This is a genomic window from Alteromonas sp. MmMcT2-2 (assembly GCF_022348305.1).
GTDB lineage: Bacteria > Pseudomonadota > Gammaproteobacteria > Enterobacterales > Alteromonadaceae > Alteromonas > Alteromonas macleodii.
In genome coordinates this window covers 15,489-31,651 of the sequence record NZ_JAKRFA010000040.1, presented here as the reverse complement: position 1 = coordinate 31,651, position 16,163 = coordinate 15,489, and the positions used below count along the sequence as shown (strand labels likewise).

At 43.6% G+C, this 16,163-nt stretch carries 15 protein-coding genes; 4 read left to right on the top strand and 11 right to left on the bottom strand.

Translation table 11 applies throughout. The features are described 5' to 3' along the window. Positions 1 to 144 precede the first annotated feature (144 nt). The gene (locus tag MHM99_RS17420; protein WP_049586248.1) at positions 145 to 987 is read right to left on the bottom strand and encodes a DUF6279 family lipoprotein; all 843 of its coding nucleotides are present in this window, start codon (positions 985 to 987) and stop codon (positions 145 to 147) included. Between the two features lie 176 nt (positions 988 to 1,163). Between MHM99_RS17420 and MHM99_RS17415 the strand changes: the two genes are divergently transcribed. Continuing rightward, positions 1,164 to 2,168 carry an ATP-dependent 6-phosphofructokinase gene (locus tag MHM99_RS17415; RefSeq protein ID WP_049586246.1) on the top strand — a complete coding sequence of 335 codons (1,005 nt, stop codon included), beginning with the start codon at positions 1,164 to 1,166 and terminating at the stop codon, positions 2,166 to 2,168. A gap of 111 nt (positions 2,169 to 2,279) precedes the next feature. Here the strand turns inward: MHM99_RS17415 and MHM99_RS17410 are convergent, their stop codons facing one another. The 4 genes from MHM99_RS17410 to MHM99_RS17395 all read right to left on the bottom strand — a co-directional run bounded on the left by MHM99_RS17410 (position 2,280) and on the right by MHM99_RS17395 (position 5,535). Next, positions 2,280 to 3,107 (bottom strand): LytTR family DNA-binding domain-containing protein, encoded by an 828-nt coding sequence (locus MHM99_RS17410; RefSeq protein WP_014949507.1) that lies wholly within the window; start codon positions 3,105 to 3,107, stop codon positions 2,280 to 2,282. Position 3,108: 1 nt separating this feature from the next. Next, complete coding sequence (locus MHM99_RS17405; protein WP_014949506.1) at positions 3,109 to 4,182, bottom strand: histidine kinase; 1,074 nt, start codon at positions 4,180 to 4,182, stop codon at positions 3,109 to 3,111. A gap of 147 nt (positions 4,183 to 4,329) precedes the next feature. Further along, positions 4,330 to 4,791, bottom strand: coding sequence for an Mpo1-like protein (locus tag MHM99_RS17400; protein WP_049586244.1), 462 nt, complete (start codon positions 4,789 to 4,791; stop codon positions 4,330 to 4,332). A gap of 60 nt (positions 4,792 to 4,851) precedes the next feature. Then, a complete protein-coding gene (locus MHM99_RS17395; protein WP_014949504.1) occupies positions 4,852 to 5,535 on the bottom strand; it encodes a PilZ domain-containing protein in 684 nt (227 codons plus the stop codon). Positions 5,536 to 5,727: 192 nt separating this feature from the next. Here MHM99_RS17395 and MHM99_RS17390 point away from each other — a divergent pair, with 192 nt between their 5' ends. Next, entirely contained in the window at positions 5,728 to 7,554 is a 1,827-nt protein-coding gene (locus MHM99_RS17390; RefSeq protein WP_049586243.1) for a PDZ domain-containing protein, read from the top strand. A gap of 96 nt (positions 7,555 to 7,650) precedes the next feature. On the opposite strand, the gene MHM99_RS17385 is transcribed toward MHM99_RS17390, so the two are convergent. From MHM99_RS17385 to yejK, 3 genes are all read right to left on the bottom strand, one after another. Continuing rightward, positions 7,651 to 8,559: a M23 family metallopeptidase gene (locus tag MHM99_RS17385; RefSeq protein WP_049586241.1), complete on the bottom strand. Its 909-nt coding sequence runs from the start codon at positions 8,557 to 8,559 to the stop codon at positions 7,651 to 7,653. Between the two features lie 38 nt (positions 8,560 to 8,597). Continuing rightward, entirely contained in the window at positions 8,598 to 9,473 is an 876-nt protein-coding gene (locus MHM99_RS17380; RefSeq protein ID WP_049586240.1) for a 6-carboxytetrahydropterin synthase, read from the bottom strand. Positions 9,474 to 9,539: 66 nt separating this feature from the next. After that, a complete protein-coding gene (gene yejK, locus MHM99_RS17375; protein ID WP_239220221.1) occupies positions 9,540 to 10,646 on the bottom strand; it encodes a nucleoid-associated protein YejK in 1,107 nt (368 codons plus the stop codon). A gap of 159 nt (positions 10,647 to 10,805) precedes the next feature. Between yejK and MHM99_RS17370 the strand changes: the two genes are divergently transcribed. Together MHM99_RS17370 and MHM99_RS17365 are read left to right on the top strand one after the other, a co-directional pair. After that, positions 10,806 to 11,024: a DUF1414 domain-containing protein gene (locus MHM99_RS17370; RefSeq protein ID WP_014949499.1), complete on the top strand. Its 219-nt coding sequence runs from the start codon at positions 10,806 to 10,808 to the stop codon at positions 11,022 to 11,024. Positions 11,025 to 11,032: 8 nt separating this feature from the next. Further along, the gene (locus tag MHM99_RS17365; RefSeq protein ID WP_039227748.1) at positions 11,033 to 12,559 is read left to right on the top strand and encodes a DUF3413 domain-containing protein; all 1,527 of its coding nucleotides are present in this window, start codon (positions 11,033 to 11,035) and stop codon (positions 12,557 to 12,559) included. 269 nt (positions 12,560 to 12,828) lie between these two features. Here the strand turns inward: MHM99_RS17365 and MHM99_RS17360 are convergent, their stop codons facing one another. The 3 genes from MHM99_RS17360 to MHM99_RS17350 form a co-directional block, all read right to left on the bottom strand. After that, complete coding sequence (locus MHM99_RS17360) at positions 12,829 to 13,677, bottom strand: putative RNA methyltransferase (RefSeq protein ID WP_049586238.1); 849 nt, start codon at positions 13,675 to 13,677, stop codon at positions 12,829 to 12,831. 136 nt (positions 13,678 to 13,813) lie between these two features. Beyond that, entirely contained in the window at positions 13,814 to 14,944 is a 1,131-nt protein-coding gene (locus MHM99_RS17355; RefSeq protein WP_049586236.1) for an enoyl-CoA hydratase/isomerase family protein, read from the bottom strand. Positions 14,945 to 15,003: 59 nt separating this feature from the next. Next, positions 15,004 to 16,158, bottom strand: a complete 1,155-nt coding sequence (locus MHM99_RS17350; RefSeq protein ID WP_039227752.1) for an acyl-CoA dehydrogenase family protein — start codon at positions 16,156 to 16,158, stop codon at positions 15,004 to 15,006. Positions 16,159 to 16,163 lie beyond the last annotated feature (5 nt).

Below are 16,163 nucleotides of genomic sequence, written 5' to 3'. Positions count from 1 at the left end.
GCTTCAAGCTCTTTCTTATTCATGTTCATCTGCCTATCCTTAACTCTCTATAGAGTAAATTGAGATAGGCAGTTACACAAAATTAGTTACAGTCTCTTTTTTTACTGTTCGAAATTTTAACCAGCGAGGCCAAAGTATTACTAACTAATCCATAAAATTATCAACTGTTTCGATTAGCTCATCCACGTTTTCAATCAGTGTTTGACGCTGTTTCTCTGAAAGAGTTGAAAATATCTCGGCCAGTAGCGTTGCTGTCACAGTCATATTATGAGCACTACTTTGCTTGTACACATCGCTTTTATAATTATCCGGATTTTGCATGAGAGCCACCAACTCTTGCTCAAACCTTTCGTTTTGCTTGCGCGAAACGAATAACTTTCTTGCCGCATTTTGAATGTTTCTGCGATACGTTATCCAAGCGTCACCTGTAGAAATAAACTGTTGCGCGTAGGTGCTAACAATTTGTTTTTGCTCTTTACTTAGATCTCCAATACGCTCACTTATTGTTTCTTGTATTCGCTCAATTCTATCTTTAAGTCTCTTTGCTTCAGACTTTTCCAGCGCCTCTTGTCGCTCTTCCTCTTCTTCTTTATTGTCTTTTTCTAATGCCGCAAATAGGGTGACAACTTGCTCATCATCGAGTGTTTTAGCAATAGCCGCTAATTCAGGACTGACCTCGTCTCGTACGCGCTCCCAATGCGATCTAGCTAGCTCAAGGTTGTTATAAACAATACTCGAATTAAGGGTGTCATTCTGAATCTGCTTTTTTATATCCTCTAATTGCGCTTTATAACGAGTAAGTTCACTCTTCTTGTGCCAGCTCAACCAATTTTGTAAATGCGCATCAAACTTCTCCTCTTGCTCATCTTTAAGCTCGATGTAGTCGTCCATGTACCAATACACCCACCAATCCAGGTTGTTATATGCCAGCTTAGAACTGCATGAAGTAAGAAAAATAATAAAGACAACAACCAACAATGAACGCATAGTATTTCCTTTTTTACGTTAGTTACGTCGTGACAAGTAAAAACGCTTATTGCTGTGTACCGAAAAATTGAATTTTACTTTGATATTACGCAATAAATATCCGCAACAGAGAACTTTACGTTGCACAGCCTTTACTCTACTTTAATGGCATTGCCTGTAAAAAGAAGGACTTTAATGTGTCAAAACGTGTCGCAATTTTAACCTCTGGTGGCGACGCCCCAGGTATGAATGCATGTATACGTGCCGCAATTATTGCGTGTCAGAAAGCTAATTTTACCTTGCTTGGCTACAAGCACGGCTACAATGGATTACTACAGCAAGAGTTTATTCCTCTATCTCTTGATTCAACGCACAATCTTATCCAGCAAGGTGGCACCATACTGCACAGCGCAAGGTGTAAAGAATTTAAAAATCGTGAAGGGCTTATCAAAGCGGCTGATAACTTGAGACAGGCCGAGATCGACACACTTATTGTAATCGGTGGTGACGGATCTTTTCGCGGCGCAGCAAAGTTGAGCGAACTATGGGATGGCCAGATTCTTGGTATTCCGGGAACCATTGATAACGATATAGCGGGTACTGATGCGACTATAGGCTACTTTACCGCAATAGATACCGCCATGAGTTCTATCGATAAAGTTCGTGATACAGCTGATGCCTTCGAACGTATTTTCCTTGTAGAAGTAATGGGTCGCAATGCTGGCTTTTTAGCATTAAATGGTGCCCTTTCCGCGGCTGCTGACTATGTGGTTGTTCCTGAGTTTTTTGAATCCGCTGAGACTGAAATCAAAAAGATCGTAAACCAGATAAAAGCGCAGCGTGCTTTGAAAGGGCCCGTCAGTTTTATTGTTGTAGTAGCTGAAAACGTTTGGCCTAATGGCTTAACAGGATTAACCGAAGCTTTGCAGTATCACAATATCAACGACGTTAGGCCAGTAACCTTGGGACATGTCCAACGTGGCGGCTCGCCGGTAGCACAGGACCGACTACTCGCCACTACTCTTGGTGAATTCGCCATAAGCTTAGTAGGAAGCGACGTCACCAACATAATGGTTGGTGAAGTTAATCAGCGCCCTATTACCGTCCCCCTACCCAAAACTTGGGAAGAAACAAAGCCCCTCAATCAAGCCCGGGTTGACGCTATGCGTACCCTAATGAACGAAAGGTACAGCTGCAACTAAGTAAGATGGTTCAGACGCTGTTTAATTTGAAACATTTATAGATTGTAAAAACAAAAAAGGCGGTGCTTTATAATAAAACACCGCCTTTTAGTACTTCATGCTCAAGCTTCTTTACATCTTCATTGCCGCTTTCACTTTATCACGATGACTGCGACTCACTTTAAGTTCTGTATCATTTTGAAGTATTAAATGATATTCGCCACTAATATGGCTCACTAACTTTTTAACAAAACGGATATTAGCAATAGCTGAACGGTGCACTCGAACAAAGAACTGTGGGTTTAGTTCCTGCTCAAGTTCTTTCATGGTTTTGCGCATTATATGCATGCCATCCAGTGCGTGAACGCACATATAATCACCTGCAGCATCAATCCATTGAATGTCTTGAACGTTTACGCGCGTTACTTCTGAGCCATCTTTAATAGCCAATACATCTGGGTATGGATTGGTTTCAACCGGCTCACCATTAGCTAACTTGCGTAAAATCTCTTCGCAATCATCGCCTGTAAGTTCAGCAACAAGGCTTACCAATTTTTGTGACTGCTCATCTTGATGTTGAGTTGAGTAATATTCACGTACTTTGTTTAACGCCGCACCTAAGCGCTCGTCGTCTGCTGGCTTTAACAGATAATCTAAAGCATGCACGTCAAATGCTTTTATTGCGTAGCTGTCATAAGCAGTTACGAAAACGATCATGGGAATGGGCTGTTTCAGTTCGCGCAACTTATGAATAACCTGAAAGCCGTTTAAACCGGGCATTTGAATATCTAAAAACACCAAATCTGGACGATGTTGAGAAATGCTACTTACAGCCTCTAGGCCGTTCTGACACTCTGCAAGCACCTGCACATCATCATGACGCTCTAACCTGGCACGAAGGCCCTTGCGTGCTAAAGGTTCGTCGTCCACTACAATGGTTTTAATCACTTGCTTTGTCATGTTATACGTCCTTAACTTCATAGGGAATGCGTATTCTAACTCGCACGCCTGAAGGCTGATTGTGTTCTATAGAGAATGCAAAATTACGATGATAGAGGGATTGCAAACGCTCTTTTATATTGGCTAGGCCTACGCCGTTTTCTCGACTAAGTGTTCCGTCTTTGATATCTGCACCAGGGCCGTTATCGGCAACATCCATTAACAAATCATTGCCAAATGTACGTGCCGTAATCGCTATACGACCACCATTTTCCATCTTAGATATGGCGTGCTTTATTGAGTTTTCAATAATGGGCTGCAAGATCATGCTCGGCACAAGTGCACTTTCACACCCTTCATCGATGTCCCATAGTACTTCTAGACGATCGTCAAAACGTACCTTCTCTATCTCTAGATAGAGTCGTAATGCCTTTATTTCCTGACCTAGCGGTACTCGCTTTATCGGGTCGTTGTCTAATGAATAACGTAGAAAGTCACTCAAACGCGACACCATCGCTTCTGCTGTGTCGTTCTCTTTTAAAAGAATAAGGGTTGAGATAGCGTTAAGCGTATTGAAGAGAAAATGCGGGTTGAGTTGATAGCGCAACATCTTTATGTGAGCTTGGTGCGCCATGGTACTCGCCTTTAGCGCGTTCTGCTTCTCTTTTTGAAGCATTTGGAAGTTCTTGATGCCAAAGTACACACCACTCCAACACCCCACCATTATTAGCGAGTTAATAGTGTTGGTAAAATACATATACCATTCGTCTGGGCGATATCCGTGCTTGTAGATTTCCCAGTAGTTAATGTTTTTTACCACGGCCCATAGCAAAGCAATTAAGTAGCACGACACAATCACTATGATGATCATGTTGAGCGGTGATTGCTTTCTTGCCCATCGATAGATGTAGCGAAGCGGAATGGTTAGCAACCATCCTGCATAGGCATTAAGCATGATGATGAAAACCCAAATGGGTCGAACATCATGGAGAAAAGATCCGATGTAATAAATTATTGCGAACCCTGCCCAGCCTGCACTGTGCAATGTCCAAAATAAACGTTCATTACTTTCTATTACACGCTGAAAGCGACTCACAATATTACCAATTTAAAAACTTATAAGAAGATTATACGCAAGCCTTGCCACGACCCAAGCGCCTTGGTCGTGCCCCTTATGCTTCTTGTCGCAGGGCAAAATCTTGAAATTAGACATGTTTTGGCTATATCAATTCGCTGATTACGCTCAGTAACTGATATTCATTCTTTTCAGCCAGTGCACCCACCACCAGGCTGGGCCAACCAGCAAGAAGCGCAAATCGTCAAAAAACGAAGGCTTTTTGCCCTCGATATGATGGCCAATAAACTGCAAAATCCACATAACGACAAACAGTACAAGAGAAAATAACCATACTGAGATACTGAAGTGGTCTAGGGTATTAACTGCACCGAAACACAGTATAGTTAAGAGGGTCATTGCAGCCCCAATCGGACCAGACAACATAAAATAATAATACAATACGGGAACCGCTATGATATGCGCCCATGTAATATCGAATTGCGCAATCACATAAGGCACCGGCAAACTCCACAGCAAACCTATCGTTACGAAATAGATGCTGGGTACGGCTATAGCATGAATGATAATGTTAGTTTTATTTTGGTGGCTCTCACCATACTGCATTAAAAGTCGCTCAATGCTTCTCATGTAAATCCCCTTAGCCTGTTATTTTGATTTTTATCTAAAGAGCACCCAACTATTGTTTTCCTACGTTAACAATGTGTGTCGGGACAACAGCGTTTTTATCAATTTTTCTTCACAGGTAAAGGCGAGCCCATAATAAACCACATCACTATCAAGCTTATGATTTTTAACTTTTGCAGTAAGCGCTACTTCTTTACCGTCCAACGAATAGTTTAGCTTAACCTCAGCTTCATCGAGCATTACCGGCCAATTTGGCTTGACCTGTAACGCTACTTTGCACCCTTTTTCACTTAAATCTATGATGATCCCCGTTACGTTTTCGTCACTGGGATAAACGTCAGCTTCTAACGTTACTGAAACGCCAAGTTGAGCACGCTTTACAGCGCGAAGTCCTATACTTTCAATACGTTTTGGAAAGGTTGTAATAAGTAAGCCTGATGGCTTTGAAAGCAATTTGAGTACTTTCACTTTAAACGCAATAACCTGGCCAGTATCGCCCTCAAGCACAGAACGCACCACGATATCGTTGCCAACAGTCAGAGCATCCCTAACGGTAATCCACTTCGCCGATGTTGGAATATGAAAAAGCAAACATTCATCAATAAGCATGCCTATGTAGTCAGTCTTCACACGCTTTGGCGCTGCAGGCATAGCAATTTGTAAATCTACTGTATCGCCGGGTACCAGCGTACGCAACGATTCCAAATTATCTTCGCTTAGTAAATTGCTTTGTATTTTTTCAGCCATTTGTATTTGTTATTGCTGGATTTAATGTCATTTAACTCAATGTACGCATCAAACAAAAACTTATCAATACTACGATTGAAAACCATGTTCAATAAACGTAAAAATTGCCCCTTAGTAGCAGGCAATCTATTGGGATTAACTCAATAGGTTGATATAGTTGAGGGATAGTTTTGCTTATCTTTTCGGACGTTTATGACCTCTGCTCTTCGCTATACGTTAACTATTTCCAATTGGCGTGCCCATCAATTTACTATCGCGCTGCAAATACCTGAGCATTCTGGCTCATCAATTGAGCTTAGCCTTCCAAGCTGGATCCCGGGAAGCTACATGGTGCGCGATTTTGCAAAAAGCATTATCGAGCTAACTGCAAACACTTCTGAAGGTCATAGTACTGAAAATGTTGGCGATAGAAGCGTTTATAGCCTTTCGGTAACTAAGCTCGATAAACAAACTTGGCGTGTAGACACAGATGGAAAACCATGTACGGTCGTTTACTCGGTTTATGCCAACGACTTATCTATTCGCTCTGCTTTTATGAACGACCAATATGCGTTTATAAATGGAACCAGTGCGTTTCTAAACGTTTCCGGCTTCGAGAATGTGCCGTGTGAGGTGGACATTGAGCTGAACGACAGCGATTCTGCAACCTCGAATTGGAAGGCTTATACGTCAATGCCTTCTCGTTGTGAAAGTACAAGCCCGTCTCGGTGGCACTTCGTTGAAAAAAATTACGATGAGCTCATTGATCATCCCATTTATGTGGGCATTGCAGACACTCACAGCTTTGAGGTTGACGGCATTACGTTTACGTTACTTTTCTCAGGTAACAACAATATTGATTATGAGCGCATAGCAAATGACTTAACGCCAATTTGCAAGCACCACCTAAATTTGTTTGGTGCTCCACAACCTATTAATAACTACCTGTTTATGACGCTGCTTGCCGACAATGGGTTCGGCGGTTTAGAGCATAAGTATTCTACTGCCCTTCTTTACCCTCGCTTCGACCTTCCTCAAGTTGGTGAAAGTGAGAAAAAAACCGACAGCTACATTACGTTCTTAAGTCTGTGCAGCCATGAATTTTTCCACACATGGCATGTTAAGCGCATTAAACCTAGCGTAATGGTGAAACCAGACTTATCTCAAGAAACATACACGGATCAGCTGTGGATTTATGAAGGCTTTACCAGTTTCTATGATGACGTCACCCTTGCTAGAGCCGGCGTTATTGAACCACAGAAATACCTCGATATTGTTGCGCAAAATGTCAGTCGACTTTTGCAAAACGCTGGACGCTTTAAACAAAGTGCAGCTGAAAGTAGTTTCGACGCATGGACAAAATTCTATAAGCAAGATGCGAGCGCTACTAACAATATCGTAAGTTATTACACCAAGGGAGGCATTATCGCCCTTGGGTTAGATTTACTCCTTCGTAAGCAGTCAAACGAACAAGTGAATTTAGATACCTTGATGCAGTTATTGTGGAAACACTATGGCGTGGATGAAAAAGGTACGCCTGATGACGTGATCCAAAATCTATGTACAACGCATTTTGGCATTGATGTTTCAGAATACTTAAATCGCGTGGTGTATGGCACAGACGATGTAGAATTGGCTTCGTTAGTATCTGAAATGGGCGTTAACTATGCGGTTCGTGCTCGCGTGTCAGGTGAAGATAAAGGCGGTGCCTCCTCGCTGCCTGCTATTAAAAATCAGCTTGGCGCCACGTTAAAGCCAGCTACCTTCGGACTTACTGTATTACAGGTATTTGAGGGTCTTGCCGCAATGAAGGCAGGTGTTCTTTTAAACGATGTCATCATTGGGTTAGACGGTCATATCGTCAATGCCCAGAAGCTTCAGCGCCTATTAGATAATGCCCAAACGTCGCAGGTGGAGTTAACGCTTATTCGAGACGGGCGGCTTCTAACCCTGCCTCTTGAGGTAACTCAGGCAAGAAAAGAAATGGCTTACTTTGAAATCACTGATGAAGAAAAGCTTAATCAGTGGCTGGGGAAATAACTCCGCCCTGTAGCGTAAAAACTAAAAAGGCGCTTTGAGAGTTTACCTGAAAGCGCCTTTTTCTTTATGACTGTTAAAACTAAATCAAATTAATGGTTACTCTTCGGGAGACCCCGAAATGATAGTCTGTGGGTCTAAACGAGTGTTGCCCAAATTAATACGCCAATCCAGATGCGGGCCTGTAGAGCGCCCTGTTGAACCTATCGTTCCAATCTGCTCGCCTTGCTTAACGGTTTCACCCACTTCTACCGTAATAGTATCCATATGAAGAAACGTTGAAAACACGCGCATGCCGTGGTCGAGAATCAAGGTGTTACCCGAATAATAGAGATCATCAGCCATTGTTACCACACCATCAACAGGTGCATACACAGGCGTGCCCGTTTCATTGGCGATGTCCAAACCATAATGCGGCCATTTCGGCACGCCATTTAGAATGCGCTGACTACCGTAAACACCGGAAATAACGCCTTTCGCAGGCCACTCAAACCGGGTGAATAATGCATCTAAATCAGTATTACCGCTTCGCGCGTTAGCTACGTTGATATTGTCTTGCTTAATACGCGCCGTCACTTCTGCTGGCGGAGAAACCATTTTTTGCTCTAGCCCGTCAATTCGCTGAATGTTGTATTCGCGTTTTTCAAGGGTAATGTCTCGCTGCCACTTTTGGCCGTTGTCTAATTTTACTACCAACGTTTGATGCAGTGGCGCTTCCCGTTCAAAGCCAACAACAAATTTTCCGTCTTTGTTGGTTTGAACAGTTTCGCCATTAAGCGTTACTTCGGCCCCAGCGGGAGCTTGCCCGCGCAGTAAGGCACCTTGCGTAAACTTACCGTTCAACACTACGTTTACTTGCTCTTGACTAGATAACGCTTCTTTTTGGCCGTTTAACTCTACATCTGCGTAAGCAAATGGCATAGAGGCAACTGTGCTAATTGCCACTACACAACTCATTACACGAGATACTGCGCTATGCAATGCGTTTCTTGAAAGCGTGAATGCCATAGTTGTTTCCTTTCCCTATAACGAGCTGTCGTCAAATGTTAACCCTTTACTGTGGCGCCTTTACCTACGCCCTCATAAGCGATAACTTGGCAAACGCCGTCAGGCGTGCGTTTCTTCTGCTCTTCAAGCAGATACTGCGCCAAACACTCAACTGTTGAGTCGGTTTCGATGACTTCACACTCTGACTTAGGAATTAATAGTTCAAAATAGCCCTGTGACGACTCGTAAGCAAAACAGTAGTAATCCGCTTCATTTGAAACTTGACCTTTAAGCTTTCTGTCGCTGTACGCTATTTCGTCTTCACGGGTTGCTATATAGATGTCGGCCCAACGGTCAGCCCAATACTGCTGACTTTCAACACACACTTTGCCGTCAAGGATAATATCAATACGCGAACGGTGACCGTGCGCTATGCGCTGACAATTACCGTCGTGCTTTTTAAGCCCGTGGGTATAGTGATAATACGGAGAATTAATGACTTCCTCACGTAAATGCAGCGTAATGTTTTCAACGTTTTCTGGAAGATGAGTCGCCAATACTTCTTTTAAGTAAACGCCAACAGATTCCATGTTTATCTCATCAGAATAAACAAATGCATAAGCTTCAGCGGGGCAATGTAGCATGATGCTACGCCCATCAATGCAGGTAAAGCGCGCTTCTACCTGTTCAGAATCGTCGTCGTGAATAACCTCTGAACCGCTGTATTCAGCAGGTACAAGCAACTTGTGATCAACATATTCGTCGATTAGTCGCTTTAAGTTCTTTTTCACGTGACCAAAGTCTTGAACCATGCTCTCTTCGTTGAGCTCACCGTCCAAAATCACATCGACAATCCAGCTTTCCCCTACCATGCCGCGTTTTGGGCAAAGGTAAGAGAAGTCCATCACTGTCAAATCATTTACAAATAATTGCATAACACCCTTGAATCGAGTTTATATTCTACTAACTAGTATACGTTTTTTATCTTTGCTTCGCAGCGACTAGTCCATTGAAGATTGGCGATTAAGCTGATCTTTTAAATTAGGTGGAATTCCACGGATTGTTAGCGTATCCGTAGCTGGGTCGTAAAATACCCGATCGCCCATTAGTTTGCGTTCGAAGCTAAGCGATATTCCACCGCCCTGACCGGTAAATTTAGCAAGCTGTTTTAGCGCCGCAGGGTCTGGCTGAATTTCTTTCTCAAGCGGTACTTCCATAGACTGAGTAAACGCAGAAAAGTTGCTGCTGGTCTCTTCATTTTGAGGAAGTCGGTTCGCCAGTTCATCTACCGATAAACTTTCGCCTGCATCAATCTTTTCTTTAAAGTACGATTTAACTTCTTCTCTATGCTGATGTTGTTCTTGCGGGTCTAGAGACTCACTGGCAAGGTAGGCATCAACTGAAGAGATCAATTGTTTGTTTTGCTGTTTAACATCAACCAGCTCTTCACAGCCTACAAACTGCATAAAGAAGTCAGATACCTTTCGCCCCATTCTACCTTTAATAAAGCTAACGTAGCGCTGCTGTTCTGGCTGAATATCCCACTGGGTTAAATCGAAACGTACAGCGAGCTGCATTTTTGCTAAATCTAAGTGTTCACGCGCAGAAAGATCCAAAGAGTTTGTCACTTCAACGTGCGAGCGGGTATTTAACAATGCAATCATCAAATACTGTGTGGCTAAATACTCATACTGGCAGAAAATAAGAAAACCGGTCTCAACCGTACCCGTTTCTGCCAAAGTGCGAACTAAGCGATTGGTCGCTGATACCGAAAACGAATGGAATGCATCTTCAACGTTATCACCCGCCGCTTTTTGAATATCCATGTATTGCTTAAGGCCTTCCGCGAACTCTGCTACGTTCTCGGTGCTCTTTTGCGTAGTCGCTTCGCCTTCTTCGTTTTCCACTTTTGCTTCACAGGTAACTTCCGTCACGAAGTGGCCAACCCCTTTTCCAGGTTTAGCATTGAAACTGTGGTTTATTTGATGGGCAAGAAGCTCGATTTCCGGAGTAACAGCTAAGCAGTTGTCACGTGGAATTGCTTCAATTTTCTCTTCTTTGTTTACAATCAAACGATGTACAACAAAGTGATGAATCAGTGCACTCATAGAGTATCGGGTGTCCTGTTGCTTAAAAAGTGTCAGAAATATCCAAAGAATTGCGGGATTTTAGAATGAATGATTGTACTCACTCAAACAACGATTATAATCATTTTACGTGTAAAACCATTCTTTTTATCAAAGAAATCATAAAAAAGAGGCGTAGCAATGCCCCAACAGAGCCGCTATAGCAACGACGAATTCGAAACGCTAATGAATAACGTTATTCTAACCCTTGAAGAAGGCGGTGCAAACCGCGATCTTTCACTTATGGTGTTAGGAAATGTCATTACGCACATTTTAAATACTCAGGTAGCCCCTGAAAATCGCGAAGCCATGGCAACGCAGTTTGCCGACGTACTCAAGAAAAGCGTTAAAAATAGCTAAGGGATTGCATGATACTTGCCGAATCACCTCGTCGCCAGCGTGTTACTAAACTGGTAAATTGGGGGCATTGGTTTGCCTTGGCGAACATTATCATCGCCATAGTTATTGCCTCGATTTTTGTTTTTTCATCACCTATGCCTGGCACAGGTGTCGGCACCTTGTATCTTCTAGCCAACTGGTTCGGTCATATTGGTTTTATGACCTTTTTTGGCTTTGTTATTTTTATCCTCCCTCTTTGCTATTTGGTTAACAACCCCAGAGTCATAAAGGTCAGCGCGTCTATTATTGCAGCTGTGGGGCTAGCGCTCTTGGCTTTCGATGCGTTGCTATTTAATCGCACAGGCTTCCATATTAGCTTTCACGCCGCTGACTTACTGCGCAGTGAAGCTCAGTCAACAATGGCGATAGAAAGCTGGCAACAGTGGGCATTTTTATTTCTTCTGTTTATCGTTTGGCTTGGCTTCCAGCTGGTCTTAGCCAATGCAATCTGGAAACGTGTTGAACGCTTCACTCGCCATAAAGTGGGCATCCCTGTTACTACATTTTTTGTCAGCTGTTTTGTTACCAGTCACGCTATACACGTGTGGGCTGATGCCAAGTTGTATCAACCTATCATTAAGCAGGACAACATGTTTCCGCTTTCTTATCCTGCGACTGCTAAAACGACTATGTCGCGTTATGGCTTGCTTGACTTAGCGGCTTATGAAGAAAGAAAACAACTTCAGTTCAACCCTGATATTCACAATATCACTTACCCAGCCGAGCCTGTTTATTGTTCTATTGAAACTAATAGAAACTTAACCGTGGTTGTCCAGACTGATAACGAACAGGTGGTGGACTTAAGTAACATTAAGCGCAACACCTTAAACAAAGTAGCCAATTACTATTCGACGGCCAGCAGCATAGAAGGCTTAATGACTACTACGCTATTTGGTGTTCCCGAAATATACCAAGACGCTTTATCTCAAAAGCGTCCGGTGTTATTAGCACTTCCATTGGGGTCTGGCATGCCGGTCTCTATTCACAGCGATGAAGCGTTGCCGTTGCCTCAATTAGCGGGATATTTGCAACCACTGAGCAACAATCATGATGGTTTGCATATTGCGTTTTTGAAGAGTGCTGATATCGAAAGCTATGTGAAAAACACGTTAGCGCGTAAACACGATGTGATTGTTGCAACTGGCTTTGGTAGCGAAAGTGGCAAAGGCACGCTGTACAGTACCCTTAAACTGAATGCTAGCTTAGCCAGCACGGAAGATTTAGCGCCTACCATTTTAGGAGCATTGGGATGTAACGCCCCTGCTACGTTTTATTCTACTGGCCAAAGCTTACTTTCTCCTTCAAGACCATGGCTAGTTAGCACCTCTGGTGAACGCATTGTTGTGTTCCATGACAATAAACGTACTGACGTACTTAGTAACGGCAGCTATGAAATAAGCGACATGGCGACCGGCAAGCGCAGCAAAGAAGCGCTAAATGTCGATTTATTAAGTCAGGCTATTAAACACCTATCACGATTCTCAACACAAAATTAAAATTCTGGCGGCAGACTAAGGAAAGTCTGCCGTTAAGCGCTTCGGTGTTATGTACAACCACCCAATATGAGTTACGCATAACCACTCATCTAATTGTTTTGCATAAATAATCTAGAAAACCAGCACATTACGAAATACCGGCCCAAACGGGTTCTCGCAACACACTGTGTTAAGGACGCAAACTAATAAAGACTATAGTTTCAGGCCATCTAGCTAGAGGTGTGGATGTCTACCCACCATTGAATCCGATGGGTAATCCACTTTAGATATTACTGTGGTGTTTTTTGCCATAGCTGAATATGGAAGTCTGCGGTTACGCTTTTCAACGTTTCAACAATCTCATCGATTTTGCCGTTTGGCAGTTTCCAGTAAAACGGCGTCATTCTGATAAGTGCCAGCGCATGTTCTTCGCTTTCGAAATGGATAGGAAAGGAAAAGCATTCATTGCAAACCCGTGTAAGCCCATCTCGTTCTTGGTTGTCGATTTCATGCTGTCTTGGATTGTCGTACACCTGCTGTTTAAGCTCAAACAGGTGTTCAGGCGCAGGATCGACCGTCACTAAAAGGCCATTGTTTTTAAGAGCCCTCACATATTCTTCATTACTCCCAGGTGCGAAAACCTGAATCATCACATCTTGCGAGTTACCGCTTAGGGGTAAATCGAAACTGCTAGCAACAACGAACTGTGCTTGTTTGTACGCTTTAGCTGCCAGCTCTACTGCGATTTTGGCGATATCGCTACCTGCTCCTTCAACCTTTAAACCACTCGCTGAAAGTCCTTGTACCATCGCATCCAAGTAACTCCCCTCACCACAACCCGCGTCATAAACCTTTATGGCATTCTTTGATGCTTCTTCATTGGTTGTCGTTTCATTTAGTACCTTTTCCACCAGCGTCACTAATTTATCTTTCAACGGCTTATAGGCATTTAATTGATGGAATTCCCTTCTGGCTCTCACCATTGCTTTGTCGTCACCCGGAAGTTTCGATTTTTTAAATTGAACGGGCAAAAGGTTAACGTAACCAGATTTCGCTTTATCGAAGGTATGGTTATTTTCGCAGCGAATAGGCGTTGTATGTAATGAGATAGGGAGTTTACAAAGTGGGCAGTGCCACATGACAGGTTCTTTTTACTGAGAATTTGCCGTAAAGGATATCAAACCCGACACCTTTACGGCAATAAGCGTAACAACATCACACGCCGAGTTAACACTAATACTGGGCGCTTTCGTGCTTATTTGGAGAACTTTTACACTACAACTTTGCCAATGGATGTTGCTCTTCAGCCCATGGAGAAGTGAAGAAATGTGCTATTGCGCTTTGCGGCACTTCATCTACTGTTTTGTATTTCCACTGTGGTGACATGTCTTTATCAATCAAAAGCGCTCTTACCCCCTCTTGGAACTCACCACTTTCTCCACATCGACAGGACATATCAGCTTCCATTCTAAAACAGTCAGCCAACGTCATATTCGCACCTTTCTTACATTGCTCGAACACCAAATGCATAGTGATAGGAGAACCTTTGGCTAGAGTGCTTTGCGCTCTCTGTAACCACTTATTCTCACTCATGTCTGCGTTAAGAATGGCATGAACTACGTCGGTAACATTGTCAGCCGAACACAAGTCATTAATAAGTGCCATATTCGGCTCAACGTTGCCATTGGGAAATTCTTCTGGCGTTTTCATTGTGTCGATAATGTGCGAAACACTAGAAGCCAAACTTTCGCTGTCGGTCTTTTCCCACGTGTATTCTACGAGGGTATTAAGCAAAGTGTCTTTTTCTGTACTCGCCAGCAAACTGTCTGCAAGCCCTACAAAGCAAGCATCGGAGCCATTCATTTGGCCGCCTGTTAGACCTAGGAAGAGACCTGCTTTACCTGGTAAGCGAGGTAGAAAATAGCTACCGCCTACGTCCGGGTACAAACCTATCGTAATTTCCGGCATAGCAAGACGAGAGGTTTCGGTTACTATTCGATGGCTTGCACCGCATAGAAGCCCCATGCCACCGCCCATAACAATACCACTGCCCCATACAACAATAGGCTTACTGTAATTGTGAATAGTATAATCTAGCGTGTACTCAGTTTCGAAAAATGTTTCTAAGAAAGCTGGAATTTGCCCATTAGCTTCCACCATCGATTTGTACATAGACACTATGTCACCACCGGCGCAAAATGCCTTCTCGCCAGCAGCATCGATCACAACAGCTACGATATCGTTGCGAGACTGCCATCGCTGAAGCGCGTCAAGCATGATGCTAGCCATTTCCAAATCCAATGCATTTAATGCCTTTGGCTTGTTAAGCGTTAAACGGCCTATTGTGTAGTCGTTGCTAGACGTCTTGATTTCATCAACAATGACTACCGATTCCACATCTGTCATTTTCACTCCTTCCCATAGTCCATTAAATCGTGCCTGAAATAGTTCGTTAGCGAAGTGTACTACAGTACACTTCTCTCATCTGACAGCAAACGTCTACCAATGATAACGCGCATAATTTCATTGGTGCCTTCCAATATTTGATGTACGCGAACATCTCTGAAGTGACGCTCCAACGGATATTCTTTGATATAACCGTACCCGCCGTGTAGCTGGAGGGCATCGTTACATACATTGAAGCCAACATCTGTCGCGAACCTTTTCGCCATAGCGCAATAGGTGGTTTTGTCTGGGTCGTTATTATCCAGCTTACAAGCCGCCATACGTACCATTTGTCTCGCTGCAACAAGTTCAGTAGCCATATCAGCTAATTTAAACTGTAATGCCTGGAAACCTGCAATAGGTTTACCAAACTGCTCACGTTCATTCATGTAGTCGCGCGCAACGTTTAGCGCCTGCTGTGCAGTTCCTACCGAGCAAGTTGCAATATTGATTCGGCCGCCATCAAGCCCTTGCATGGCCATTTTAAAGCCTTGTCCTTCCTCGCCAAGTAACCAACTAGCATCTAATTTCACGTTATCGAACGTGATCATACGAGTGGGCTGTGCATTCCACCCCATTTTTTCTTCGGCTTTACCGTACTCAATCCCGTCGGCATTAGCCGGAACCGCGAATGCAGATACGCCCTTAGGACCATCTTCCCCTGTACGCGCCATTACAACAAGAACATCCGTACTGCCAGCACCAGAGATAAACACCTTAGACCCGTTAAGGACATACCCACCGTCAGCTTTCGTCGCCTTTGTTTTTAGCGACGCTGCATCAGAACCAGCGCCAGGCTCGGTTAGGCAATATGATGCCAGCTTGTCACCGGTTACCAGTTGGTCACACCACATATCTTTAACTTCACTGGTGCCCCAAGTGGCAATCATCCACGTTGCCATGTTATGTATGGTTAACATAGCTGTAGTCGTGGTACATCCCATTGAAAGCTGCTCGAAGATTATGGAGGAATCGAGCCTGGATAAACCCAGCCCACCTGCACTCTCAGGCGCATACAATCCACAGAAGCCTAATTCACCCGCTTTCTTTATTGCTTCTACTGGGAAGTGATGTTCTCTATCCCACATAGCGGCGTTAGGTGCTAGCTCTTGCTGAGCGAATTGACGGGCGGTGTCTTCAAAGGCTAACTGGTCATCGGTTAATTCAAAATTCATTAGGC

Excerpts from the sequence above, each read along its gene's own strand:
- MHM99_RS17350 (WP_039227752.1), bottom strand. The coding sequence starts at position 16,158 with ATGAATTTTGAATTAACCGATGACCAGTTAGCCTTTGAAGACACCGCC.
- MHM99_RS17420 (WP_049586248.1), bottom strand. The coding sequence starts at position 987 with ATGCGTTCATTGTTGGTTGTTGTCTTTATTATTTTTCTTACTTCATGC.
- MHM99_RS17365 (WP_039227748.1), top strand. The coding sequence starts at position 11,033 with ATGATACTTGCCGAATCACCTCGTCGCCAGCGTGTTACTAAACTGGTA.
- MHM99_RS17395 (WP_014949504.1), bottom strand. The coding sequence starts at position 5,535 with ATGGCTGAAAAAATACAAAGCAATTTACTAAGCGAAGATAATTTGGAA.
- yejK (WP_239220221.1), bottom strand. The coding sequence starts at position 10,646 with ATGAGTGCACTGATTCATCACTTTGTTGTACATCGTTTGATTGTAAAC.
- MHM99_RS17410 (WP_014949507.1), bottom strand. The coding sequence starts at position 3,107 with ATGACAAAGCAAGTGATTAAAACCATTGTAGTGGACGACGAACCTTTA.
- MHM99_RS17380 (WP_049586240.1), bottom strand. The coding sequence starts at position 9,473 with ATGCAATTATTTGTAAATGATTTGACAGTGATGGACTTCTCTTACCTT.
- MHM99_RS17370 (WP_014949499.1), top strand. The coding sequence starts at position 10,806 with ATGCCCCAACAGAGCCGCTATAGCAACGACGAATTCGAAACGCTAATG.
- MHM99_RS17385 (WP_049586241.1), bottom strand. The coding sequence starts at position 8,559 with ATGGCATTCACGCTTTCAAGAAACGCATTGCATAGCGCAGTATCTCGT.
- MHM99_RS17360 (WP_049586238.1), bottom strand. The coding sequence starts at position 13,677 with ATGTGGCACTGCCCACTTTGTAAACTCCCTATCTCATTACATACAACG.
- MHM99_RS17390 (WP_049586243.1), top strand. The coding sequence starts at position 5,728 with ATGACCTCTGCTCTTCGCTATACGTTAACTATTTCCAATTGGCGTGCC.
- MHM99_RS17400 (WP_049586244.1), bottom strand. The coding sequence starts at position 4,791 with ATGAGAAGCATTGAGCGACTTTTAATGCAGTATGGTGAGAGCCACCAA.
- MHM99_RS17355 (WP_049586236.1), bottom strand. The coding sequence starts at position 14,944 with ATGACAGATGTGGAATCGGTAGTCATTGTTGATGAAATCAAGACGTCT.